Source organism: Capillimicrobium parvum, assembly GCF_021172045.1.
Lineage (GTDB): Bacteria > Actinomycetota > Thermoleophilia > Solirubrobacterales > Solirubrobacteraceae > Capillimicrobium > Capillimicrobium parvum.
This window is the reverse complement of record NZ_CP087164.1, coordinates 4,193,435-4,215,798: the sequence shown is the minus strand read 5'-3', so window position 1 is coordinate 4,215,798 and position 22,364 is coordinate 4,193,435. Positions and strand designations below refer to the sequence as shown.

General features: G+C 70.8%; 22 protein-coding genes. 10 read left to right on the top strand and 12 right to left on the bottom strand.

What is annotated here, in order from left to right; translation table 11 throughout:
- Positions 1-2: 2 nt before the first annotated feature.
- Positions 3-779 carry an enoyl-CoA hydratase/isomerase family protein gene (locus DSM104329_RS20530; RefSeq protein WP_259311716.1) on the top strand — a complete coding sequence of 259 codons (777 nt, stop codon included), beginning with the start codon at positions 3-5 and terminating at the stop codon, positions 777-779.
- Positions 779-1,597, top strand: coding sequence for an alpha/beta fold hydrolase (locus DSM104329_RS20525; RefSeq protein WP_259311715.1), 819 nt, complete (start codon positions 779-781; stop codon positions 1,595-1,597). The genes DSM104329_RS20530 and DSM104329_RS20525 overlap by 1 nt, the downstream gene beginning before the upstream one ends.
- 3 nt (positions 1,598-1,600) lie before the next feature.
- On the opposite strand, the gene DSM104329_RS20520 is transcribed toward DSM104329_RS20525, so the two are convergent.
- The gene (locus tag DSM104329_RS20520) at positions 1,601-2,260 is read right to left on the bottom strand and encodes a TetR/AcrR family transcriptional regulator (RefSeq protein WP_259311714.1); all 660 of its coding nucleotides are present in this window, start codon (positions 2,258-2,260) and stop codon (positions 1,601-1,603) included.
- A gap of 54 nt (positions 2,261-2,314) precedes the next feature.
- Between DSM104329_RS20520 and DSM104329_RS20515 the strand changes: the two genes are divergently transcribed.
- The 3 genes from DSM104329_RS20515 (at position 2,315) to DSM104329_RS20505 (ending at position 6,694) form a co-directional block, all read left to right on the top strand.
- Positions 2,315-3,700: a DHA2 family efflux MFS transporter permease subunit gene (locus DSM104329_RS20515; protein WP_259311713.1), complete on the top strand. Its 1,386-nt coding sequence runs from the start codon at positions 2,315-2,317 to the stop codon at positions 3,698-3,700.
- Positions 3,700-4,464, top strand: a complete 765-nt coding sequence (locus DSM104329_RS20510; protein WP_259311712.1) for an SGNH/GDSL hydrolase family protein — start codon at positions 3,700-3,702, stop codon at positions 4,462-4,464. The genes DSM104329_RS20515 and DSM104329_RS20510 overlap by 1 nt, the downstream gene beginning before the upstream one ends.
- A 136-nt stretch (positions 4,465-4,600) precedes the next feature.
- On the top strand, positions 4,601-6,694 hold the full coding sequence (locus tag DSM104329_RS20505) for a multicopper oxidase family protein (protein ID WP_259311711.1): 2,094 nt from the start codon (positions 4,601-4,603) through the stop codon (positions 6,692-6,694).
- A 259-nt stretch (positions 6,695-6,953) separates the two neighbouring features.
- Here the strand turns inward: DSM104329_RS20505 and DSM104329_RS20500 are convergent, their stop codons facing one another.
- Complete coding sequence (locus DSM104329_RS20500) at positions 6,954-7,505, bottom strand: hypothetical protein (protein ID WP_259311710.1); 552 nt, start codon at positions 7,503-7,505, stop codon at positions 6,954-6,956.
- A 1,101-nt stretch (positions 7,506-8,606) separates the two neighbouring features.
- Here DSM104329_RS20500 and DSM104329_RS20495 point away from each other — a divergent pair.
- Positions 8,607-8,873 (top strand): hypothetical protein, encoded by a 267-nt coding sequence (locus tag DSM104329_RS20495; RefSeq protein ID WP_259311709.1) that lies wholly within the window; start codon positions 8,607-8,609, stop codon positions 8,871-8,873.
- 305 nt (positions 8,874-9,178) lie between these two features.
- On the top strand, positions 9,179-9,865 hold the full coding sequence (locus tag DSM104329_RS20490; protein ID WP_259311708.1) for a hypothetical protein: 687 nt from the start codon (positions 9,179-9,181) through the stop codon (positions 9,863-9,865).
- Between the two features lie 156 nt (positions 9,866-10,021).
- Here DSM104329_RS20490 and DSM104329_RS20485 read toward each other — a convergent pair whose 3' ends face one another.
- Positions 10,022-10,594, bottom strand: coding sequence for a hypothetical protein (locus DSM104329_RS20485; RefSeq protein WP_259311707.1), 573 nt, complete (start codon positions 10,592-10,594; stop codon positions 10,022-10,024).
- A 14-nt stretch (positions 10,595-10,608) separates the two neighbouring features.
- Complete coding sequence (locus DSM104329_RS20480; RefSeq protein ID WP_259311706.1) at positions 10,609-10,878, bottom strand: hypothetical protein; 270 nt, start codon at positions 10,876-10,878, stop codon at positions 10,609-10,611.
- A 22-nt stretch (positions 10,879-10,900) separates the two neighbouring features.
- Here DSM104329_RS20480 and DSM104329_RS20475 point away from each other — a divergent pair, with 22 nt between their 5' ends.
- Positions 10,901-12,475, top strand: a complete 1,575-nt coding sequence (locus tag DSM104329_RS20475; protein WP_259311705.1) for a glycosyltransferase — start codon at positions 10,901-10,903, stop codon at positions 12,473-12,475.
- 62 nt (positions 12,476-12,537) lie between these two features.
- Positions 12,538-13,275, top strand: a complete 738-nt coding sequence (locus DSM104329_RS20470) for a plastocyanin/azurin family copper-binding protein (RefSeq protein WP_259311704.1) — start codon at positions 12,538-12,540, stop codon at positions 13,273-13,275.
- Positions 13,276-13,673: 398 nt separating this feature from the next.
- On the opposite strand, the gene DSM104329_RS20465 is transcribed toward DSM104329_RS20470, so the two are convergent.
- The 5 genes from DSM104329_RS20465 to DSM104329_RS20445 form a co-directional block, all read right to left on the bottom strand.
- Entirely contained in the window at positions 13,674-14,210 is a 537-nt protein-coding gene (locus DSM104329_RS20465; RefSeq protein WP_259311703.1) for a cytochrome c oxidase subunit 3, read from the bottom strand.
- Positions 14,211-14,319: 109 nt separating this feature from the next.
- Positions 14,320-15,162, bottom strand: a complete 843-nt coding sequence (locus tag DSM104329_RS20460; RefSeq protein ID WP_259311702.1) for a hypothetical protein — start codon at positions 15,160-15,162, stop codon at positions 14,320-14,322.
- A 3-nt stretch (positions 15,163-15,165) separates the two neighbouring features.
- Positions 15,166-17,055 carry a cytochrome c oxidase subunit I gene (ctaD, locus tag DSM104329_RS20455; RefSeq protein ID WP_259311701.1) on the bottom strand — a complete coding sequence of 630 codons (1,890 nt, stop codon included), beginning with the start codon at positions 17,053-17,055 and terminating at the stop codon, positions 15,166-15,168.
- Positions 17,052-18,092 carry a cytochrome c oxidase subunit II gene (coxB, locus tag DSM104329_RS20450; RefSeq protein WP_259311700.1) on the bottom strand — a complete coding sequence of 347 codons (1,041 nt, stop codon included), beginning with the start codon at positions 18,090-18,092 and terminating at the stop codon, positions 17,052-17,054. Before coxB ends, ctaD (DSM104329_RS20455) begins: the two co-directional genes overlap by 4 nt.
- A 214-nt stretch (positions 18,093-18,306) precedes the next feature.
- Positions 18,307-18,687 carry a helix-turn-helix transcriptional regulator gene (locus DSM104329_RS20445; RefSeq protein ID WP_259311699.1) on the bottom strand — a complete coding sequence of 127 codons (381 nt, stop codon included), beginning with the start codon at positions 18,685-18,687 and terminating at the stop codon, positions 18,307-18,309.
- Between the two features lie 172 nt (positions 18,688-18,859).
- On the opposite strand from DSM104329_RS20445, the gene DSM104329_RS20440 reads away from it, so the two are divergent.
- Positions 18,860-19,282 (top strand): CBS domain-containing protein, encoded by a 423-nt coding sequence (locus tag DSM104329_RS20440; RefSeq protein WP_259311698.1) that lies wholly within the window; start codon positions 18,860-18,862, stop codon positions 19,280-19,282.
- Between the two features lie 65 nt (positions 19,283-19,347).
- Here DSM104329_RS20440 and DSM104329_RS20435 read toward each other — a convergent pair whose 3' ends face one another.
- The 3 genes from DSM104329_RS20435 to ctaD (DSM104329_RS20425) form a co-directional block, all read right to left on the bottom strand.
- Positions 19,348-19,587, bottom strand: a complete 240-nt coding sequence (locus tag DSM104329_RS20435; protein WP_259311697.1) for a hypothetical protein — start codon at positions 19,585-19,587, stop codon at positions 19,348-19,350.
- 131 nt (positions 19,588-19,718) lie between these two features.
- Entirely contained in the window at positions 19,719-20,639 is a 921-nt protein-coding gene (locus DSM104329_RS20430; RefSeq protein ID WP_259311696.1) for a heme o synthase, read from the bottom strand.
- The gene (ctaD, locus tag DSM104329_RS20425) at positions 20,640-22,361 is read right to left on the bottom strand and encodes a cytochrome c oxidase subunit I (RefSeq protein WP_259311695.1); all 1,722 of its coding nucleotides are present in this window, start codon (positions 22,359-22,361) and stop codon (positions 20,640-20,642) included.
- Positions 22,362-22,364 lie beyond the last annotated feature (3 nt).

Genomic DNA, 22,364 nt, shown 5'->3' with positions numbered 1-22,364 from the left:
CCATGAGCTCCCTGCGCCTGGAGCACGACGGCCCCTTGGCCGTGCTCACGCTCGACGACCCGCCGCTGAACCTGTTCGACCACGACACGATGGCCGATCTGGCTGCGGCCGTCGACGAGCTCACCGCCGGGCCGCCGCGCGGCCTGCTCATGCGCGCGGAGGGCAAGGTGGTCTCCGCCGGCGTCGACGTCGCCAAGGTCTTCGCCGGGCTCGACGCGCCCCGGGCCAGCGCGCTGTGGGCCCAGTGGCTCGCGGTCATCCACCGCCTCGAGCAGCTGCCGTGCCCGACCGTCTTCGCCGCGCACGGCCTGACGCTCACGGCCGCCTTCGAGGTGGCGCTGGCCTGCGACCTGCTGGTCGCGGCCCGCAGCGCCCGCTTCGGCCTCGTCGAGCGGGTCGTGGGGCTCACGCCGGCGATGGGCGGCACGCAGCGCCTGGCGGCCCGGGCGGGGGCCGCCCGGGCCCGCGAGCTCGTGATGACCGGCGAGCTGTACCCGGCCGAGACGCTCGAGCGCTGGAACGTCGTCAACCGCGTCTTCGACGACGACGGCTTCGGCGAGGCCGCCCGCGGCTTCGCCCTGCAGATCGTCGACGGGCCCACCCGCGCGCACGCGGCGACGAAGCGGATCGTGCGCTCGTACCTCGACGGCGGCGTGCTGCGCGCCGACTACGCGGTCCCGAAGGCCGCCGGCGACCTCTTCGACACCGAAGACCTGCGCGACGCCGTGCGCTCGTTCATCGACCGCGGCCCCGGCCACGCGACCTTCGAGGGCCGGTGATGGTCGCCCGCAACGGGAGCGTCGAGCTCGCCTACGACGTCGCGGGCCCGGGCGAGCCGTTGCTGATGATCATGGGCCTGTCGGGCAGCCGCCGGGCGTGGGGCCGGCTTCTGCCGCACCTCAGCGGCCGCGTCGAGTGCATCACGTTCGACAACCGGGGCACCGGCGACTCGGACGGCGTGCGCGGTCTGCTGTCCATGGACGACATGGTCGCCGACGCTCTCGCGGTGCTGGACGCGGCGGGCCACGACAGCGCGCACGTCATCGGGGTATCGATGGGCGGGATGATCGCGCAGCACGTGGCCCTCGAGCATCGCGACCGCGTCCGCTCCCTCATCCTCGGGTGCACGACGCCCGTGGGTCGCAACGGCGCCCCGCCGTGGCGGCTGCTGAGCGCGACCGCGCTGCGTCCGCTCGTCGGCTCCGCGCGGACGTTCCGGCTCGTCGCGCCCGCGCTCTACGCCGAGCGGACGCGGCGCGAGCACCCCGACCGCATCCAGGACGATCTGCAGCTGCGCCTGCAGGACGCGACCAGCGTCCGGACGAGCATCGCCCAGCTCGCCGCGATCTCCCGCCACGACACCCGGCGGCGGCTGGCCGAGCTCGGCGGGCTCGAGGTGACGATCCTGCACGGCGAGGAGGATGCGCTCGTGCCGATCGAGGCGGGCGTGGCGCTGGCCGACGCGATCCCGGGGGCGCGGATGGTGGGCCTGCCCGGGTGCGGACACATGCTCACGACGGATGCCGAGGAACCGACCGCGGCCGCGGTCATCGAGCACCTCGGGCGGGCGGGCGCGCTCCCGGCCGCCGCGGCGTAGGCCTCAGCCGACGAGCGCCGGGTCGCTCGCCGCGGACCGCAAGCGGGCGCGCATCGCCGTGCTGGCGCGCTCGTAGGCGACGGGGTCGTCGTAGAGCAGCGCGTCGGTGTTCGCGGCCAGCAGGAACGCGTCGAGCTCGAACGTGAGCTGGCGCGCGTCCACGCCGGGATCGATCTCGCCGAGCCCCTGCGCGCCCTCGATCGTCGTGACGAACAGGCCGATCCAGTCGCGCCGGGCCACGGCGAGCGCGTCGCGCACCCGGCCCGGCCGGGCATTGAACTCCGCGTCGACGGCGCAGAAGAAGCAGCCGCCGGCGAACACCGGCTCACGCGCGTAGGCCAGCCAGCCGTCGCACAGCGCGGACAGGCGGCGCAGGCCGCGGGGCGCCTTGAGCGCGGGGACGACGACCGCCTCGACGAAGCGCTCGCGGGCGGCCTCCACGGTGGCCAGCTGCAGCTCCTCCTTGGAGCCGAAGTGGGCGAACACACCGCTCTTGCTGGCGCCGAGCTCGGCGGCGAGGCGGCCGATGGACAGCCCCTCGAGGCCCTCGACCGACGCGATGTCGGCCGCGCGCTGCAGGATCGCGCGGCGGGTCTGCTCGCCACGCAGGAGCCGGCCGTCGGAGGTCGTGGCCATGGCGCTGAAGCTTGACACGTCGGGCATCGGAAGATAATAGTACGACCGTTCGTACATCTACTTCAAGCGAGCCCTCACGACATGCGCGTCCTCCTTCTCGCCGCCGGTGCCACGTTCCTCGCCATGCTCGACGCCACGGTCGCGAACCTCGCGGTGGCCGATCTCGGCGCCGACTTCGCCTCCGCCTCGATCACGGACCTGAGCTGGGTCGTCAGCGCCTACGCGATCGCCTTCGCCGCGCTCCTCACGCCCGCGGGGCGCCTGGCCGGGGTGCTGGGGCCGCGGCGGCTGTTCGCGGGCGGCGTGGCGCTGTTCACGCTGATGTCCCTCGCGTGCGCCGCGGCGCCGGGGCTCGGGTTCCTCATCGGCGCGCGGGCGTTGCAGGGCGCGGGCGCCGCGGCGATGATCCCCGCGTCGCTCGCCGTCCTGCTGCTGGCCGCGCCGCCGGAGCGCCGGGCCGGGGCGATCGGGCTGTGGAGCGCGTCCGCGGCGCTCGCGGCGGCGGCCGGGCCGAGCATCGGCGGCCTGCTCGTCGACGGCTTCGGCTGGCGCGCCGTCTTCGTCAGCAACGTCCCGCTCGGCATCGCACTCGTCGTCGCCGCCCGGGCGCTCCTGCCCGCGGGCGGCGGCGCCGGCGGCCGCCTGCCCGATCTGCTCGGCACCGCGCTGCTGGCCGCAGGAGTGGGCGGGGTGGTGCTCGGCCTGACCGAGGCCGGGACGTGGGGCTGGGGCGACGCCCGCACCGTCGTCGCGCTGGCCGGCGGCGCCGCCGCGGTGGCGTTCGCCCTCCGGCGCTCGACCCGGCATCCGGCCCCCGCCGTCGAGACGAGCCTCTGGCGCTCGCGGACCTTCGCCGTCGCCAACGTCGCCTCGCTGCTCTACGGGCTCGCGCTGTACCCCTGGCTGCTGCTCGGCGTCCTCGTGCTCACGCAGGGCTGGGGCTACAGCGTCCTCGACGCGGGCCTGGCGATGAGCCCCGGGGCGGTCGCCGCGGCCGCGGCGGCGGTCGTCAGCGGCCGGCTGACGGCGCGCGTCGGCGTGCGCCCGGTCGTGGCGGGCGGCGGCCTGGTCCTCGCCGCGGCGGGCCTGTGGGCCGCGCTGGCGCTGCCGCACGAGCCGGACTTCCTCGGCTTCTGGCTGCCCGTCGGCACGGTCATCGGCGTCGGCATGGGGATGCTGACCACCGGCACGTCGACCGCGGCGGCGCTCGCCGTCGCCCCGACGCGCTTCGCCGCCGCGACCGGGATGAACACGACCGCCCGCCAGGTCGGCGGCGCGCTCGGCATCGCCGCCCTCGCGCTCGTGCTCTCGGCCACCGCCGGCTTCGACGGCTTCGAGCGCGCCTACCTGTTCTGCACCGTCGCGGCGCTGGCCTCGGCGCTCGCGGGGCTGGCCCTCCACGGCCGGCCCGCCTCGGCCCGCGCGTCCGCGCCGGCCGCCACCGTCGTCCCCGAAGGGAGCCTCTGATGCCCATCGTCCCGCATCGCCTGCGCCGCGCCGCGGCGCCGCCGCCGGCGTCGGCGCCGCCCGGGGCCGACCCGCTCGCCCGTGCGCCCTGGCGCCGGCTCGCGGTCCTCGGAGACAGCGTGGCCGAGGGGATCGGCGACCCGGTCGACGGCTACCCCCACCGCGGTTGGCTCGACAGCGTCGCCGCCGAGCTCGAGCGCGCCCGACCCGGCCTCGAGTACCGAAACCTCGGGGCCCGCGGGCTGCTGACCGCCGAGATCCGCGAGACGCAGCTCGACGCCGCCGTCGCCTGGCGCCCCGACCTCGCGGTCCTCGCGGCGGGCGGCAACGACCTGTTCGGGCCGGCGTTCGACGGCCCCGGCGTGGAGGACGAGCTCGACGCGATGGTGAGCGCCCTGCGCGGCCGCGGCGCGGACGTGCTGACGGTCGGGCTGTTCGACATCAGCCGCTCGTCGCGGGTGCCCGAGCGCTTCCGGGCCGGTCTGGGCGAGCGCCTGCGAGAGCTGTCGGCGCGCACGGCGGCGGTGGCCGCGCGCCACGGCGCCTGGCACCTCGACTACACGGTCCACCCCGCGGCGGCCGACGACCGCATCTACAGCGCCGACGCCATCCACCTCAACGCGCGCGGGCACGCGATCGCCGCACGGGAGGCGCTGCGCGAGCTCAGCGCCCGGTCCGCCGCATCCCCCACGCCGCCAGCGACCCGAGCACGGCGAGCATCCCGGTGGTCGCCGCGAGTGCCGGCCATGTCTCGGCCCAGGTGATCGGTCCGAGGTAGCCCTGGCGCACGCCGTCGAGGACCGGGAATGAGCGGGATCGGCCATTCTCCATAACCGGCCGACCCCGGTAGGATCAGGATCCGGTCAGGCGCAGGGTGGGCACGCTGGAGAGAGGAGCCCAATGGTGGAGACGTCACTTCGGTTTTCCCGGCGTACGTTCGTCGCCTGGGTCGGGGGAGCAAGCGCCGGCTACTACCTGTTCGGGCGGCTTCCGGGCCGCCGCGCATCGGAGGCGTTGGCTTTGGTCGCGGGCGGCACGCTCGATCCGACCACGATCGCGAAGTTCCAGACGCCGATGCTGATCCCGCCGGTGATGCCCAGGGCCGCCACGATCAGGCAGCGGGGCGACAAGCCGGTTGACTACTACGAGATCTCGATGCGGCAGTTCGAGCAGCAGATCCTTCCGGCGGGACTGCCGGCGACGACGGTGTGGGGCTACGGTGCGAAGGCGGCGCGCAGCAACCGCGGGCTGCTCGTCCACCACGCCCCGTCGCTGACGATCGAGGCCCGCCAGAGCAGGCCGGTCCGGGTCAGGTGGATCAATGAGCTCGTGAGCGCCGACGGGAGCTACTTGCCCCACCTGTTCGCGGTCGACCAGACCCTGCACTGGGCCAACCCGCCCGGCGGGACCGGCGGTCGCGACAGCCGGCCGAGGTTCACGGAGACGCCCGGTCGGTACACGGGCCCGGTCCCGATGGTCACCCACGTGCACGGCGCTGTGGGCGTGAATGACGACAGCGACGGCTACGCGGAAGCGTGGTACCTGCCTGCCGCGACCGACATTCCGGCTGGCTACGCCACGGAAGGGACGTGGTACGAGTTCTTCGCCGGCCAGGCCGCCCGGGCCTACGGCGTCGAGTGGGGACCTGGGTTCGCCACGTTCCAATACCCGAACGACAACCGGGCGGCGACGATCTGGTACCACGACCACGCGCTCGGCATGACACGCCTGAACGTGTACGCGGGCCCGGCTGGCTTCTACCTCATCCGGGGCGGCCCCGACGATGTCGTGCTCGACTCGCGGACCGGGCTCGCGGCGAGCTTGCCCGGCCCGGCGCCGCGCGAGAACGACAGGTTTCCGTCCAACAAGCGCTACCGCGAGATCGCGATCGCGATCCAGGATCGGTCCTTCAACACGGACGGGTCGCTGTTCTATCCGGACAGCCGGGCGTTCTTCGATGGGATCGTGCACGACTACATCCCGGACGGGGAGTTCTCGCCGATCTGGAATCCCGAGTTCTTCGGGAACACGATCATGGTCAACGGCAACACGTGGCCGTTTCAGACCGTTGAGCAGCGCCGCTACCGGCTGCGGTTCCTCAACGGCTGCCAGTCCCGTTTCCTCATGCTCGACTTCAACCGGATCCCCGACGTCGAGGTGTGGCAGATCGGCAACGAGGGCGGCTTCCTCGCCGCCCCGGTGAACCTCACCGCCAACCACGAGAACCGGCTGCTGATGGGACCCGCCGAGCGGGCCGACGTGATCGCCGACTTCACGAATGTGCCGCTCGGGAACCACATACTCGCCAACATCGGGCCCGACGAGCCGTTCGGGGGCGGAGAACCCGATGAGGACTTCGATCACGCCGACGCCGACACGACGGGGCAGATCATGCAGTTCCGCGTCGTGCCCGCGGTCGAGATCGACGACTCGACCCCGCCGCGGTTCCTCCAGCTGCCCGCGATCACGCCGCTGCCCGCCCAGACGCACACGCGGCAGGTGGCGCTGATCGAGAAGGCCGACGAGGGTCTTGACGAACAAGGCGAAGCGATCGAGGGGCCGGTCGAGGCGCTCCTGGGCACGGTGACCGACGGGGTGTGGACGGAGCGCGAGTGGACGGATCCGGTGACGGAGAACCCCGGCGTCGGTGACACCGAGGTCTGGGAGATCTACAACACGACGGCCGACGCCCACCCCATGCACATTCACGAGATCACCTTCGAGGTCGTCAACCGGCAGCGCCTCCTTCTCGACGAGAGTCAAGAACAGGTCGTCCAGCCGATCCAGCTCGACGGCGACCCGTTGCTGCCCGAACCGGGGGAGACCGGCTTCAAGGACACCGTTATCGCCTACCCAGGCCAAGTCACCCGAGTCAGAGCCCAGTTCGACACAGCCGGCCAGTTCGTCTGGCACTGCCACATCGTCGAGCACGAGGACAACGAGATGATGCGGCCCTACCGGATCGGACCGCGGCAGCCCGGACAGCCCGACTGAACGCGGCCGCTGCCTTCCATGCGTTGCCACGGCGGTTCACACGGCGGCGGCGGCAGAGGCCACCGAACCGGTCACCGTCTCGTTCCGAACTACCGAGAAGGTCCGGAGAACCTTCTGTCCCGACCGGCGGCGCCACGAGATCTGGCCCGGCAATGAGTTGCCAACATCGGCATGCACAAGGACGGAAGGGCCGGTGCCCGATGGCCCGGCCCTTCCGCTCGTGCCTACCTCTCGCGATTCACGACCGCATCACTCGCCGCTAGCTGGCGGTGATCGTGATGTACGGTGACGTGAACCCTGCGAACGTGAGCGTGTACGTGAAGCTCACCAGCGTGAGAGATCCCTGACGGATGACCGGCGTCCAGTTGGGATTCGGGCACACCTGCCCCACTTGCCCAGCGCTCACCGACTGCGCCGGGACAGACAGCTGTCCGTTCCTGGTCGAGGGCACGGTGGCCGTACTGGTGGCCGCGAACGACGTGGTGTGCGACTCGATCGGGTTGTTCCGGTTCGTTCCGGGGTTGAAGCAGTCAACGATCGCCGTGTAGTTGGCCGCGAGGCTCACGGTCGCATTCGTGTGGCCGACGCCCCCGAGCACATACGCCGAGCAGTTGACGTCGAGCGTTGTCGTGACCGTGCACGACGGCGTGCCCGATGTCAGGTGCGAGCTGCCCGGAGCGTTTGCGGAGTTGAAGCTATCGGCCGTTGGGAAATATGTTCCCGGCGCGACAGCCGCCGAAGCCGCCGCGGGGAACGCGATTGCCGCCACAAGGACCGTCCCAAGAGCCAAAAGCCGTCGATGTCTGCTCATTGCCGATTGTCTCCTCTCTGGCTCGAAGGCGCACGCGCGAAGCGCACAGTGAATCCCCGAGCCCGGAGTCGGTGCTTTCCTGGATAGGCTTTTTCAGCTCGCGCGTCACATCCCCCGTTGGAGTAACGGCACAATGGTGACGCGTTAACTTTCAGGATTGCGGCTCATTCCCGGCGCTCGCTCAATCGGTGCCGGGGTGGAGCCGGAGTGTCTTCACTCCGCCTCATGCTCAGTGGTGATGCGCACGGGGGGCGCACGAGCGTTGGCGTCAGAACCGACGCGCGATGGCCTCAACCCCCTGCAGGCGTCACGACGCTGCAATACAGGAAGCACTTGTGGCCCTTCGTCCAGGAGCGAGCGTCCCACTGCGAAAAGCCGATGTCAAGGCGCTCCTCTGCTGAGATCGCGAAACGACACCACGGAGTATCGACGGCGCAACTGTCGGGTGACTCGCGCTAGAAATGAAACCGTCAGCGGTTCGAGATCCGGCGAGAAGCGCGGAAGATTTCCTTTAATAGTGAACATCGCACGTCCGCTCCTGGTCCATCACAGCGCAGACGAGACGCTCGAGATGCTCAGCAGGTCGGGCGCGCTCATCTATTCAGGTGCCTATCAATCTCTATAGAACAACGCAAAGGGCACTGAGCGTTCTTCGTGACGCTCGACGGGCGCGTTGCGTTGGGTCATTGGACTGACGGCGCCCGCTTCTGTTGCTGGATGACGGGTATTCGGTTCCCCGGGCGATGGGCACGGCGGATCCCGCCGCTACAGATGAGCGCACCCCGCGCGGGGTTCGAGCGCGCACTTTGCCCCACGGGCACCTGGTGGCAGTTGGCGCTCGCGCGAAATGCGCTCGCCGTCCCGCGAGATCGGGGCGGCGAGCGTTCAGCGGCCGGTGTCGCGCACGATGGCGATATCGCCACGAGCGAGCTACCGCCGGTCGACGCGCTGCGCCGCTACCGCGACGGTGCCGCCGCCGTGCCGCAGGCACAGCGGCCCGCGCCCGGCCGCGCACGGATGAACGACGCGGTCCCCCTTGCATCGGACGAGGCTTGTCGGAGACGATCACCTCGGCCACCAACGAAACGAGGAGCCGGAACGATGCATGCCGTCATCGTCGACGTCTCTATCAGCGATTTCTCCGACGCCAGGCGCGAACTACTGGACCGCACCGTCCCGGCGGTCTCGGGAGCGCCGGGGTTCGTCTCCGGCTCTTGGATGCAGGTCGGGCCGGGCAAGGGCCACTCGGTTGTCGTCCTCGAGTCCGAGGAGGCGGCAAACGCGATGGCCCAACAGGTCCGCACGAACGTCCCCGAGGCGGTCACGGTGGACAACGTCAGCGTGTGCGAGGTCGTGGCGCACGCCTAGGGCGATACGTAGGACTCCTGTCGCGGGTTTCTCGCGGGCGGGTGGGCGGCTGCAACGAATCGTGCAGGGGGCGACGATGACCGGCGAGGACCCAGGGGCCCACGGTTCGGGAAAGCGTGCGCGTGGGCGGGGCGGTTCCGTCGCGCTGGGCGGGCGCTGCTCGCTCGCGGTCGAGGTCCATGCCGTCAACCGCCTTCAGGGCACCCTTGAACCGGCGTTCCAAGGCGACCGTCTCGACCGCTGCCATGCGGCCCGGGAGTCGATGCAGCGCAACCTCGCGGCCGTGGTCGTGTTGAATCTCCCCGATGCTGCGTCCAAATTTCACGATCCCCGCCCTGACGGCCGTCCTCGGCGCGCTGGCGCTTGCCCCGGCCGCGAATGCCGAGATCAAGGAGGTCGGGCCCACAGGCGCTGCGGCCACGGGCACGCCGTCGTGCCCGACGAACTGCATCGCGGTGACCCGCACGACCGGCTACCAGCAGAGCGTCGGCGGGACGAACGGCGTGTTCCGCGTGCCGGCCGATGGCCGGATCGTCGCCTGGAGCGTTCAGCTCGGCCTCCCCGGCAAGAAGCAGGTCAAGTTCTTCAACGACAACTACGGCGGCGAGGCCCAGGCGGGCCTGGCGGTGCTCACGACCGGGACGAAGGCGCGGGCGCGCCTGGTCGCCCAGAGCCCGGTGATGAAGCTGACGCCGTTCTTCGGCAAGACGGTCCAGTTCCCGCTCGAGACGACGCTGGCGGTCAAGAAGGACGAGGTGATCGCGCTGACGGTGCCCACGTGGGCCCCGGCGCTGGCGGTGGGCCTGCCCGCCGACACGGCCTGGCGCGCGAGCCGCGACTCCGCCTGCAAGGCCCAGGCGACGACGCAGACACAGACCGCCCAGACCACCATCGGGGACCTCAAGCAGTACCTGTGCAAGTACACGACGGCGCGGCTGACGTACTCCGCGACACTCGTAACGAACCCGACGACGCCGGCTGAGGACCAGTAGGGCCGAGGGGCCGAGGGGCGCTAGCAGGCGCCCGGGTTCTGCGTGCAGAAGTCCTGGAGCGCGCAGAAGTTCTGGAAGCCGGCGCCGCTCAGGGGCACCAGCAGGCGCCCGGGTTCTGCGCGCAGAAGTTCTGGAGGCCGGCGGGGCCGAGGGGCGCTAGCAGGCGCCCGGGTTCTGCGCGCAGAAGTCCTGGAAGCCGGCGCCGCCGGTTCCGCCTCCGCCGGTGCCGGCGCCGCCGCCGGTCGTCCCGCCGCCCGTGGTGCCGCCGGCACTCGTGCCGCCGCCGGTCGTGCCGCCGCCGGTGGTCCCTCCGCCGGTCGTGCCGCCGCCGGTGGTCCCTCCGCCGGTGGTCCCTCCGCCGGTGGTCCCTCCGCCGGTGGTGCCGCTCGAGCCGGTGGTGCCGCCCGACGTGCCGCTGCTCGCGGTGCCGCTCGAGCCGCTGGTGCCCGAGGACGTGCCGCTCGACGTCGAGCCGGTCGCGCCCGTGGAACCGGTGGAGCTCGACTGCGTCGACGTGGTGCCCGTGGTCGAGGTCGTGCCCGTGCCCGTGGTCGTGCCGGCTGAGGCGGCCGTCTCGGTGCCGTTCAGGCCGGCGAGCTCCGCCTCGGAGACCGTGATCGGCGGGGTCGTGGCCGGCTTGTCCTCGCTGACCTGCGTTCCGCCGCACGCCGCGACGCCGGCCCCAAGGGCCAGCGCGATGACGGCAGCGGCGAGGGGACGAGCGCTCATGGCGAAGGGATGGGTCAGGCGGCGCCCAGCGGCGCCATGCGCCGCCCGCAGGTCGGGCAGTCGTTCAGGTCCCGCTGGGCGAGCTGGTCGCACCAGTTGCAGAAACGCAGGTTCTCGACCGCCCAGGGCAGCTTCGACTTGCTCGGGGGCAGCGGCAGCACCATTCCGACGACGTCGAGCTCCTCGCCCGTGTCGCGGTCGACGTAGACCTCGTCGGGATCGCCTTCGATGATGATCTCGCGGCCCGTCGACGGGGTGCGCATGCGGTAGCGCGGAAAACTCATGACGAACGGGCACGATACCGGAGTGCGCGTCCTGATCTTCCACGGCTACCTCCTGCGAGGCACCGGCTCCAACGTCTACACCTCCAAGCTCGCGGAGGCCCTGCGCCACCTCGGGCACGAGGTCCATGTCCTGTGCCAGGATCGCGACCCGCGCGATCTGCCGTGGGTCGATGCCATCGGCACCTGGGCCGGGAGCGGGTGGGAGGTCGAGGTCCTGCGCGAGCCCGTGCGGGCGACGATCTACCGGCCGGACATCGGAACGCTGCTGCCGGTGTACGTCGCCGACCGGTACGAGGGGTTCGATGCCCGCCCTTTTCCGGCCTGCTCGGATGCCGAGATCGCCGAGTACGTCGCGCGAAACGTCGAGGCGGTGCGCGCGGTCGCCGAGCGTGCGCGGCCCGACGTCTCGCTGGCCAATCACCTCGTCATGGGGCCGGCGATCCTCGCGCGGGCGGGCCTGCGGACGGCGGTGAAGATCCACGGCAGCGCCCTCGAGTACGTCGTCAAGCCGCACCCAGAGCGTTTCATGCCGTGGGCGCGCGAGGGGCTCTCCGCCGCGCGCACGATCCTCGTCGGCTCGCTGCACACCGGGCAGTCGCTGTGGGACGCGCTGGGCGCGGAATTGCAGGAACGGACCCGCCTGGGCCCTCCCGGGGTCGACATCGAGCAGTTCGCGCCGCGCGCGCCGCAGGCCGCGGCACGCGAGCTGCAGGCGCTGGCCGAGGCGCTCGCGGCCGGCGCCGGCGGTCACCTCGACGAGGCGGGCGAGGCCGCTCAGGAGGCCGGCGGCGCCGACGCGTTCGCCATGGACCACGCCGCTGCGGGCCGCGCGCTCCAGCGCCTCGACCTCGGGCGCGACCGGCTCGTCGCCTACACCGGCAAGCTGATCGTCTCCAAGGGCGTGGACCTGCTGCTCGCCGCCTGGCCGCTCGTGCTCGACGCGGCCCCGGACGCGCGGCTCGTCGTGGTCGGGTTCGGCGCGTACCGGGACGGCCTGATGGCCCTGCAGCGCGCGCTCGCGGCCGGCGACCTCGAAGGAGCCCGGGACATCGCGCGGGCGGGCCGGGCGCTCGAGGGGGGCCCGCGGGCGCCTTTGCACCATCTCCTGACGTTCCTCGACTCGGAGGCGGCGGCGGGCGAGGCCTACCGGCGGGCGGCCGCGCGGCTCGACGACCGCGTGGTCTGGTGCGGGCGCCTCGAGCACGCCGAGCTCGCGCACGTGCTGCCGGCCTGCGAGGCGCAGGTCGTGCCGAGCACGTTTCCGGAGGCGTTCGGCATGGTGGCCGCGGAGGCCGCGGCGTGCGGGGCGCTGCCGATCTCGGCGGCCCATTCCGGGCTGGCCGAGGTCACGCGGACGCTGGCGGCGGCGGTCGGCGACGAGTTCGCGCCGCTGCTGTCGTTCGGCGTCGGGCCGCGGGCCGTCGACGATCTGGCCGACCGGATCACCGGGTGGCTGCGGGTCTGCGGGGATGGACGGGACCGCACGCGCGCGGCGCTCGTGGCCACCGCCCGCGAGCGCTTCTCGTGGGACGGCGTGGCCGCGGGGGTCGTCGCGGCGGGTCTGGGCCGGCTGGACGAGCTGCCGTTGCCGTCCTGAGCAACGAGATCTCGTTTCCGGCTCGCCAAATCGCCGCCGGCTTGGTTAGGATCCCGCGGGCGATGGAGAGGGTCCTGCCGAGGGGGAGGGTGTTGGCGATCGTGGCCGGTGCGGCCGCGACGGCCGTGCTGCTCGGTGCGTGCGGCAGCCAGGCCCCGTCCAGCTCGGACGACAACCTCGTCGCGGGCAAGCAGATGTTCGTCGAGCGGTGCGGCTCCTGCCACACCTTGAGCCGGGCCGGCACGAAGGGCACGGTCGGCCCGAACCTCGACGCGGCGTTCCGTCAGTCGCTCTCCGACGGCTTCGAGCGCAGCGTCGTCCGCGGCGTCGTCGCCGAGCAGATCAAGATCCCGCTGCGCGGCGGCAAGATGCCGGCCGACCTCGTCACCGGCGACCACGTGACCGACGTCGCGGCCTACGTCGCCGAGTCGGTCGACAGGAAGGGCCAGGACACCGGCCTGCTGGCCACCGCGGTCAAGGCCCCGGGGCAGGGCAAGCCGGCGGTCGCGAAGAACGGCGTCCTGCAGATCAACGCCGATCCCAGCGGCCAGCTCGCCTACGTCACGAACAAGGCCAGCGCGCCGCCCGGGCGCCTCACGGTCAAGATGGGCAACGAGTCCACCGTCGAGCACGACATCGCGATCGACAACGGCGGCGTGAACGCCAAGGGCGAGATCGTCGGCAAGGGCGGGACCTCCCAGTTCACGGTCGACAACATCCCGCCCGGCACCTACCAGTACTTCTGCACCGTGCAGGGCCACCGCGCCGCGGGCATGCAGGGCACGCTCACCGTCAAGTGAGCCGGCGGCCGCGCCCGCCGGCGTGGCGCGGTTCCGGCGCCTGACGCCGTCGACGCGACAGGACCAAAGGCCGGACGCGCGGCTGGGGGCTGGAGGGGCGGCTGCGGCTCGGACGCGCGGCGGCGGGCCGGACGGCCGGACGCGCGGCTGCGGGCCGGACGGCCGGACGCGCGGCTGCGGGCCGGACGGCCGGACGCGCGGCTGCGGGCCGGACGGCCGGACGGGCGGCTGTGGGTCGGACGCGCGGCGGCGGGCCGGACGCGCGGCGGCGGGCCGGACGCGCTAGAGGATCGCCCGCAGCACGACCACGATGACCGCGATCGCGCCGAAGATCGCGGCGACCCAGATGAGGAACCGGAAGGCCTCGCCCTCCGAACGCAGCGGGTTCAGCATGGCTCTCAGATGATGTAGACCGTCGTGTAGACGATCACCCACATCGCGTCCACGAAGTGCCAGTAGATGCCCGGCACCTCGATGCCGCGGTGCTCGTGCGGCGTGAAGTGGCCGCGGAAGATCCGGATGAGCATGAAGCCCAGCAGCATCAGGCCGATGAAGACGTGGCACCCGTGCAGGCCGGTGAGGCCGTAGAAGATGCTCGCCTGGGCCGAGTCGCTCGGGGCGAAGCCGATGTGGACGTACTCGTTGACCTGGATCAGCAGGAACGTCAGGCCGAGGAGGAACGTCGTCAGGATCCCGGCCTTCATCGCGAAGCGGTTGCCGCGCTTGGCCGCCTCGAGCGTCCAGTGCATCGTCAGCGAGGACGACAGCAGGATGGCGGTGTTGACGCCGGCGATGAGCTTCGGAAGCTCGTCACCCTGCGCCGGCCAGTGGTCGCCGGCCACCACCCTGATGAAGAAGTAGGCGGTGAAGAACGCCCCGAAGACCATGACCTCCGAGATGATGAAAAGCAGCATCCCGAGGGTCTGCGGGTCCACGCGCGAGGATCGGTTCGCCGGCGGCGGACCGTGGTGGTCGTGAGCGTCGTGGAGGGGGAGGGCGGAGGCTTCCATCAGTGGTTCGTCTCGATGGTTGCGGGACGGGCCACTAGCTCACGCCTGCCTCGGATCGCTCGGCGGACGCCATCACGTGTTCGACCGGGGCGTTCGTCGCCTTGCGCACCCGCTCGACGAGGTCGGCGCGCAGCCAGCCCGAGCGCTCGGGCCCGAGCGTCGAGATCACCACGTCGTCGACGCGGAACAGCTGCAGGGCGTTCTTCGTCGCGATGTACGGATCAGGGTCACCGATCATCCCCGCCGCCAGCAGGCCGGCGGCGCGCGCCCGGTCCAGGAACTGGTTGAGCTGGCCGCGCGCCCGGTTGGAGTGGTGGCCCTCGCCGCCCTCCTGCGGGATCAGCACGATGAACAGCGGCGGACGGTCGACGTTCGCCGCGCGTTCCTTCAGGTGCTCGAGGAGCTGGTCGCTGCTCGCCGTCTTCGCGGCCACCACCAGCGTGACGTCGACGCCCAAGCCCTCGCGGTCGACGTCCGTGACCACGTGCTCGACGGGCAGGCCCGAAGCCTCCGTGATGCGGTCGACGAGGTCGCGCCGCAGCCAGCCCGACGTCGTCGCCGGCTTCGTCGAGATGATGATCTCGTCCGGCTGGTACCAGCCGATGGCGTCCATCGTCGCGGTGTACGGGTCCGGGTCACCGACCTCGCCGACGACCTCGAGGCCCATCTGGTCGCGCAGGAACTTGCGCGCCAGGTCGATGCGCACCTGCGCCGCCTGGTAGACGAAGTCGTCGTAGATGATCGAGCCGTGCTGGGGCCGCGTGCGCGGCACCGTGACCACGAAGTCGGCGTCACCCTGCTCGGACCGCTTGCGGATGGCCTCGATGAGGTTCGTCCCGCCGAGCGTCTCGTTGCCGACGACCAGAATGCGCGCCATGGGTCAGTCCCCCGCTGGTGCGGCACCGGCGGGCGCCGCGGTCGTTTTCACTTCGGCGCCCTTGAAGACGCCGTGCACGGCCCCTGGCACCCCGTACTCGTAGGGTCCGCCCACGACCGTCGGGATCGTGTCGAAGTTGAAGATCGGCGGCGGCGAGGAGACCTGCCATTCCAGCGTCATGGCCCGCCACGGGTTCGCCGGCGCCCGCGCGCCCGCCCGCCAGGAGACGACCATGTTGTAGACGAAGAGCAGCGTGCTCAGCCCGACGACGAACGAGGCGCACGAGATGAACAGGTTCCAGGTCGCGAACTGCTGGGAGTAGTCGGCGACGCGGCGCGGCATGCCCTGGATGCCGATCAGATGCATCGGCCCGAACGTCAGGTTGAAGCCGATGAACGTCGTCCAGAAGTGCCACTTGCCCAGGCGTTCGTCGAACATCCGCCCGGTCATCTTCGGGAACCAGTAGTAGACGCCCGCGAAGATCGTGAACAGCGACCCGCCGAAGAGCACGTAGTGGATGTGGGCGACGATGTAGTACGTGTCGCTCACGTGGATGTCGAACGGGATCAGCGCGAGCGACACGCCCGAGATCCCGCCCAGCGTGAACATCGTCAGGAAGCCGAGGGCGAACAGCATCGGCGTGTCGAGGTGCAGCACCCCTCGCCACAGCGTCGCCAGCCACGAGAAGATCTTGATGCCGGTCGGCACCGCGATGACCGCGGTCGTGATCATCATCGGCACGCGGATCCACTCCTGCATGCCCGAGACGAACATGTGGTGCGCCCACACCGTGAAGCCGAGCACCACGATCGCGAGCAGCGAGAAGGCCATCATCCGGTAGCCGAAGATCGGCTTGCGCGCCTTGACGGCGAGGATCTCGCTGATGATCCCGAAGCCCGGCAACATCATGATGTAGACGGCCGGGTGCGAGTAGAACCAGAAGACGTGCTGGTACATCAGCACGTCGCCGCCCTTGGCCGCGTCGAAGAAGCTGAAGCCGAGTGCGCGGTCCAGCAGGACCATGAACTGCGACGCGGCGATGAACGGCGTCGCGATGACGACCAGCAGCGACGTGGAGAAGTTGGCCCACACCAGCAGCGGCATCCGGAAGAACGACATGCCCGGCGCGCGCATGGTGATGATCGTCACGAGGAAGTTCAGCGCCGTGGCGATCGACGAGGCACCCGCGAACTGCACGCCGATGGTGAAGAACACCTGGCCTATCGGCGCATCCACCGACAGCGGCGCGTACGCCGTCCAGCCCGTCGCGAACGAGCCGCCCGGCGCCAGGAAGCTCAGCAGGAACATGATGCCGGCCATCGGCAGCATCCAGAACGACAGTGCGTTCAGGCGCGGGAACGCCATGTCCGGCGCGCCGATCATCAGCGGCAGGACGTAGTTCGCCAGCCCGGCGAACACCGGGATGATGAACAGGAAGATCAGGATCGAGGCGTGGACGCTGAACAGCCCGTTGTAGGCGTTCGGGTTCACGAACTGCATCCCCGGCTCGGCGAGCTCGGCCCGCACGAGCATCGCGAACATGCCGCCCACCAGCAGGAAGAAGAACGAGTGGACCGTGTACTGGATCCCGATGACCTTGTGGTCGGTGTTGACCCGGAAGTAGTCCTTCCAGGAGTGGGCGCCGTGACTGGAGTGGTCCTCCGGCCGCGTCTTGCGGCCGGCCGCCCAGTAGAACCAATAGTCGAAGGCGCCGAGGCCGATCAGGAATCCGAATGGGGCGCCGATCAGCGCGACCTGGAGCACGGCCTCGCCGTCGACGACGGGGTCCCAGCCATACAACGCCCGCGCGACGACCGTGATGGCGTAGGCGAGGCCGACGCCGATGAGCGCACCGAGGCCGGCACGAGGCAATCCAGGCGCGCGCAAGCTCACTGCGTGGCCTCCTTCAGGTAGGCGACGAGAGCGTTCAAGTCACTCTCCGACAGAGTTTGCCCGAAGTTCTGGGGCATGATGTTCGGACCGTAGCCCTTGGCGATCGCCGCGTTCGGATCGACGATGTCCTGGTGGAGCATGGCATCGCTCTGGCCCTTGAGGACCTGATCGAGGTTCGGCCCGATCTGGCCGGTCGCGCCGGCATCCGAGAGGGTGTGGCAGCCGCTGCAACCGGAGGCGCCCGTGAAGATCTGCTTGCCCGCGGCCGCCAGCTGGGCGGGGCTGGCGCCCTGCGGGGCGGCGGGCTTGTTCTGCCCGCCCAGCCACTTCTTGAACTGGGGCTCGGTGACGACGTGCACGGTCGAGCGCATGACGCTGTGGCCCAGGCCGCAGAGCTCGGCGCAGACGACCGGATAGGTGCCGAGCCGGTTCGGCGTGATGCGGTAGTGGGTCGTGATGCCGGGGACCGCGTCGATCTTCATCCCGAACTCCGGCACCCAGAAGTCGTGGAGGACGTCCTCGGAGTTGATGTCGAACTTGACCGAGCGGCCCTCGGGGAGGACGAGCTCCGTGGTCGACAGCGCCTTGCCGCCGGCGACGTCCTTCGGGTACGTGAAGGTCCAGGCGAACTGCTGGCCCTTGACCGCGATGTTGATCTCCTTGGGCGCGGTCGCGGCCGGCGCGCGCTCGGCGTCGCGCAGGACGACGTACGAGTAGGCGCAGAGGCCGAGGATGAGGGCGGCGGGCACCGCGGTCCAGAGGACCTCGAGCTTCGTGTTGCCGTGGATCGGCGGACCGTCCTGGTCCTCCTGGCCGGGCCGCATGCGGAAGCGCACGACGGCGCCGATGACCACGGTCATCACCAGCACGAACACCGGAACCGAGACGATGATGATGACGTCGTAGAGCGTCTTGATGTCGCCCAGCTGGGTCGACGCCTCGGTCGGAAACCAATGGATGGTCAACCCGAGCGCGATGCCGATCGCGCTGGCGACCACGCCAGCGATGACCATCACCAGAACCGGCCGGCCTCGCATCTAGACCCCTTCTCCCCTCATCGGAAAGCGGACCCTAGCGCGCCCCGGCGATGGACGCCAAGTAAGACTTCCCGTGCCGCCTGCGAAGGGGCGCGGAACGGGGTGCCGCAGGTGCCGCAGGCAGGGGCCGGCGGCCGCCTCGCGCGCGCGGGATGAAGAGCCGCCCCCGGGGCAGGTATGGCGCGTCGCCGGTCCGCGCGCGGACCGGCGGCGGTCAGGCGGCGAGCGAGGCGTGCAGCGCCGGCGCCCCGCCGGGCCGGCTGCGGAAGGCCGACGGCGCGACGCCATGGCGGCGGCGGAAGGCCTTGGCGAACTGCGCGGGCTGGCGGTAACCCACCCGGTGGGCCACCTCGCGCACGGTCAGCGACGAAGAGGCGAGGAGCTCCGCGGCGCGATCCATGCGCACGCCGGTGAGGTGCTCGCGGAACGTGGTCTCGCCGATCTCGCTGTACGCCCGTTGGAGCTGGCGCCGCGACGACGCCACCCGGCGGGCGATGTCATCGAGCGACAGGTCGTCGGCGTACTCCTGCTCGACGATCGCGACGGCGTCGTCGTACAGGCTCGTGCGGAGGGTCACGGTCGAGGAGCGCTGCATCACGTTTCCTACGGGAGATCGTCACCGATGGATGACAGTGCCATCTGTCCGGGACGCAACCTGGCGCAGGGACGCTCGTCGAACGCTCGTGAAAAGGGAACCCATTCCGGGGTCATGCTCTGCTACCTTTGGCCAAGGTTGTGACGAACGATACGAGGAGGCCGAAGGTCTGATGCAGGTGCGCAACGGCATGAGCAGCGTCGTCCTCACGGTGGGACCCGACCATACGCTGCGCGATGCGGCCCGGCAGATGACCAACCGGCGCGTGGGCGCCGCGGTCGTCCTGGATCCGGACGGCGCCGGGCCCGCGATCATCACCGAGCGCGACCTCCTGCTCTCACTGGCGGCCGGGGAGGACCCGGACGCCGAGCGCGTCGGGCGCCACCTCACCTCCGACGTCGTCTACGCCGCGCCGAACTGGTCGCTCGAGGAGGCCGCCGCCGCGATGGTCCGCGGCCAGTTCCGCCACCTCATCGTCATCGACGGCGGGTCAGTGTGCGGGCTGCTGTCCATGCGCGACATCGTGCGCTGCTGGACCGAGGACGGCTCGATCTGCGACGTGCCCGAGGGCGCGCGCTTCCTGCGGACAGCCTGAGACCTCGGCTCCGCTCGAGGGGCCGGCGCGCGGCGAATGCGCGTCGCGGCGGGCTCCGGTCCCGGCTAGTGGTGCCCGGCCTCGTGGTCGAGCGGCAGCTCGGCCATGTCGCGGCGCGTGTCCATGATCCACGTCACGATCACGGCGATCGTCAGCAGCCCGCCGAGGACCCAGAGGATCCAGAAGGTCGTGACGCCGATCAGCGCGGCGGTGATGCCCACCGTCAGCAGCAGCGGCTTGATGGTCGGGCCGGGGAGGTGGATCTCCTCACCGGCGGGCGGGACCTTGGGATCGAGCTGGCTCACGCGTTGTAGAGCCAGGCGGCGACGAAGGTCATGCCGAACATGAAGGCGCACACGGCGCCGGCGATGAGGCCGGTACGGATGTTCTTGCGGGCGAGACGACGATCCATGACGAAGATCCTATCTGGGGCGACTCAGAGCTTGACGTCCGCCACCATGGCCACGAAGAGCAGGGCCAGGTAGGCGAGGGAGAAGAGGTACAGGACGAGGGCGGAGCGGCGGTCGCCGCGGCGCAGCAGGCGCACGGCGAGGTAGATGAACGCGGCGCCGAGGATGAGAGAGGCGGCGAGGTACGTCGCCCCGAACCCGCCGGCGCAGAACGGGAGCTGGCTGACCGCGTACAGGAGGACCGAGTACAGGAGGATCTGCTTGCGGGTCTCGCGCTCTCCGCGGACGACCGGGAGCATCGGGACCTTCACCGCCGCGTACTCCTCCTTCATCAGCAGCGCCAGCGCCCAGAAGTGCGGCGGCGTCCAGAAGAAGACGATCGCGAAGAGGTACAGCGCGGTGCCGTCGAGGCCGCCGGTGACCGCGGCCCAGCCGACGAGCGGAGGCACGGCACCCGCCGCCCCGCCGATCACGATGTTCTGCGCCGTGCGGCGCTTGAGCCAGAAGGTGTAGACGGCCGTGTAGCCCAGGAAGCCGCAGAACGACAGCCCCGCGGCGAGCGGGTTGACGACGAGCGCCAGCCAGACGACCGACAGCGCGGCGAGCGTCAGCCCGAACGTCAGCGCCGCGCGCGGCGACACCCGTCCCGACGCGACCGGGCGGTGGGCGGTCCGGGCCATCGCGCGGTCGAGGTCGCGGTCGTACCAGTGGTTGACCGCGCCGGCGCCGCCGGCCGACAGGTAGCCGCCGAGGCAGGTCGCCAGGATGAGCCCGATCGACGGCTCACCGGCGACCTCCATCGCCGCCACCGTGGTCAGCAGCAGCAGCGACTGGACCTTCGGCTTCGTCAGCGCGACGTAGTCGCTGAGGACGCTCGGCCGCCGCGCGGCGACGGCCGACGCCTCGGCGACCACCACCGGCTCGTCTCGGGTCGCGAGACGGGCCATCTACCCGCGCAGGGTCGATTCGGCGGAGGGGGAGGCGGCGGCGAGCGCCGGCTCGCTCTGGCGCTCGACCTCGCGGCGGATGTCCTTCATCGGCTCCACCGAGCGGATCCGCGGCACGAGGTCGAAGTTGTTGAGCGGCGGCGGCGACTCCGTGAACCACTCGAGCGTGTTGCCCTTCCACGGGTCGGGACCGGCGACCGGGCCCTTCTTGACCGAGCGCAGCACGTTGATGATCGTCAGCAGGATGCCGAGGCCGAGGATGAACGCGCCGACCGTCGAGATCTGGTTGTAGAGCTGGAGGTGGCCGACGTCCGGGTACTCGTACACGCGCCGCGGCATGCCGTCCATCCCGATCGTGTGCTGGATCAGGAACGTGACGTTGAAGCCGATGAACATGAGCGCGAACGACCACTTGCCGAGCGGCTCGTTGAGCATCCGGCCCGTGATCTTCGGGAACCAGTAGTAGATCCCGGCGAAGATCGCGAAGACCGCGCCGCCCATCAGCACGTAGTGGAAGTGCGCGACGACGAAGTACGTGTCGTGCACCTGCCAGTCGACGGGGAAGATCGCGACCATGATCCCGGTGATGCCGCCGATGAGGAACTGCGACAGGAAGCCGATGCAGAAGATCAGCGGCGTCTTGAACTCGATCGTGCCGCGCCAGAGCGTCGCCACCCAGTTGAAGATCTTCACGCCCGTCGGGATCGCGATGAGGAACGAGCTCATCATGAAGAAGACGAGCACCACCGTCGGGCTCGGCGTCGTGAACATGTGGTGCGCCCACACGAGCAGGCCGAGGAACGCGATGACCACCGAGGACGCCGCGACCGCCTTGTAGCCGAAGATCGGCTTGCGGGCGAAGACCGGCAGGACCTCGGAGATGATCCCGAAGCCCGGCAGGACCATGATGTAGACCTCCGGGTGGCCGAAGAACCAGAACAGGTGCTGCCACAACAGCGGCGAGCCCCCCTGGGTCGGGTCGAAGAACCCGGTGCCGAAGTGGCGGTCGGTGAGCAGCAGCGTCACCGCGCCGGCGATGACCGGCAGCGCCAGGATCAGCAGGATCGCGTAGACGAGGATGGTCCACACGAACAGCGGCAGGCGTCCCCAGCCCATGCCGGGCGCGCGCATGTTCGCGATCGTCACGTAGAAGTTCACCGCGCCGACGAGCGACGAAAGGCCCGTGAGGTGGACGAGGAAGATCCAGGCGTCCTGGCCGCCGGAAGGGCTGAACGCCTCCAGCGACAGCGGCGTGTAGCTCGTCCAGCCCGCCTCGGGCGGCGTGAAGAAGATCGACGCGTAGAAGACGAGGCCGCCGGACAGCAGCAGCCAGAAGCTCAGCGCGTTCAGGCGCGGGAACGCCATGTCGCGCGCACCGATCATCAGCGGCACGAAGTAGTTGCCGAAGCCGGCCATGATCGGCACGACGAAGAGGAAGATCATCGTCGTGCCGTGCATCGTGAACAGCTGGTTGTACGTCTCCGGCGTCAGCAGCGTGTTCTGCGCCGTGCCCAGCTGGAGGCGGATCATCAGCGCCTCGACGCCACCCAGGATGAAGAAGACGAAGGTGGTGACGAGGTAGAGGATCCCGATCTTCTTGTGATCGGTGGTCGTCAGCCAGTCCATCAGACCGCTGCGCTGGCGCTGCACGCCGTGGGCGGTGATCTCGGGGACCGGCTTGAGGGCCGCGGTGGGGGTTTCGGTGAGGGTGTCGGACGCCATTGG

What these genes read in the sequence shown, in the direction of transcription:
- DSM104329_RS20530 (WP_259311716.1), top strand. Translation starts at nt 3, where the DNA reads ATGAGCTCCCTGCGCCTGGAGCACGACGGCCCCTTGGCCGTGCTCACG.
- DSM104329_RS20525 (WP_259311715.1), top strand. Translation starts at nt 779, where the DNA reads ATGGTCGCCCGCAACGGGAGCGTCGAGCTCGCCTACGACGTCGCGGGC.
- DSM104329_RS20520 (WP_259311714.1), bottom strand. Translation starts at nt 2,260, where the DNA reads ATGCCCGACGTGTCAAGCTTCAGCGCCATGGCCACGACCTCCGACGGC.
- DSM104329_RS20515 (WP_259311713.1), top strand. Translation starts at nt 2,315, where the DNA reads ATGCGCGTCCTCCTTCTCGCCGCCGGTGCCACGTTCCTCGCCATGCTC.
- DSM104329_RS20510 (WP_259311712.1), top strand. Translation starts at nt 3,700, where the DNA reads ATGCCCATCGTCCCGCATCGCCTGCGCCGCGCCGCGGCGCCGCCGCCG.
- DSM104329_RS20505 (WP_259311711.1), top strand. Translation starts at nt 4,601, where the DNA reads ATGGTGGAGACGTCACTTCGGTTTTCCCGGCGTACGTTCGTCGCCTGG.
- DSM104329_RS20500 (WP_259311710.1), bottom strand. Translation starts at nt 7,505, where the DNA reads ATGAGCAGACATCGACGGCTTTTGGCTCTTGGGACGGTCCTTGTGGCG.
- DSM104329_RS20495 (WP_259311709.1), top strand. Translation starts at nt 8,607, where the DNA reads ATGCATGCCGTCATCGTCGACGTCTCTATCAGCGATTTCTCCGACGCC.
- DSM104329_RS20490 (WP_259311708.1), top strand. Translation starts at nt 9,179, where the DNA reads ATGCTGCGTCCAAATTTCACGATCCCCGCCCTGACGGCCGTCCTCGGC.
- DSM104329_RS20485 (WP_259311707.1), bottom strand. Translation starts at nt 10,594, where the DNA reads ATGAGCGCTCGTCCCCTCGCCGCTGCCGTCATCGCGCTGGCCCTTGGG.
- DSM104329_RS20480 (WP_259311706.1), bottom strand. Translation starts at nt 10,878, where the DNA reads ATGAGTTTTCCGCGCTACCGCATGCGCACCCCGTCGACGGGCCGCGAG.
- DSM104329_RS20470 (WP_259311704.1), top strand. Translation starts at nt 12,538, where the DNA reads ATGGAGAGGGTCCTGCCGAGGGGGAGGGTGTTGGCGATCGTGGCCGGT.
- DSM104329_RS20460 (WP_259311702.1), bottom strand. Translation starts at nt 15,162, where the DNA reads ATGGCGCGCATTCTGGTCGTCGGCAACGAGACGCTCGGCGGGACGAAC.
- coxB (WP_259311700.1), bottom strand. Translation starts at nt 18,092, where the DNA reads ATGCGAGGCCGGCCGGTTCTGGTGATGGTCATCGCTGGCGTGGTCGCC.
- DSM104329_RS20445 (WP_259311699.1), bottom strand. Translation starts at nt 18,687, where the DNA reads ATGCAGCGCTCCTCGACCGTGACCCTCCGCACGAGCCTGTACGACGAC.
- DSM104329_RS20440 (WP_259311698.1), top strand. Translation starts at nt 18,860, where the DNA reads ATGCAGGTGCGCAACGGCATGAGCAGCGTCGTCCTCACGGTGGGACCC.
- DSM104329_RS20430 (WP_259311696.1), bottom strand. Translation starts at nt 20,639, where the DNA reads ATGGCCCGTCTCGCGACCCGAGACGAGCCGGTGGTGGTCGCCGAGGCG.
- ctaD (WP_259311695.1), bottom strand. Translation starts at nt 22,361, where the DNA reads ATGGCGTCCGACACCCTCACCGAAACCCCCACCGCGGCCCTCAAGCCG.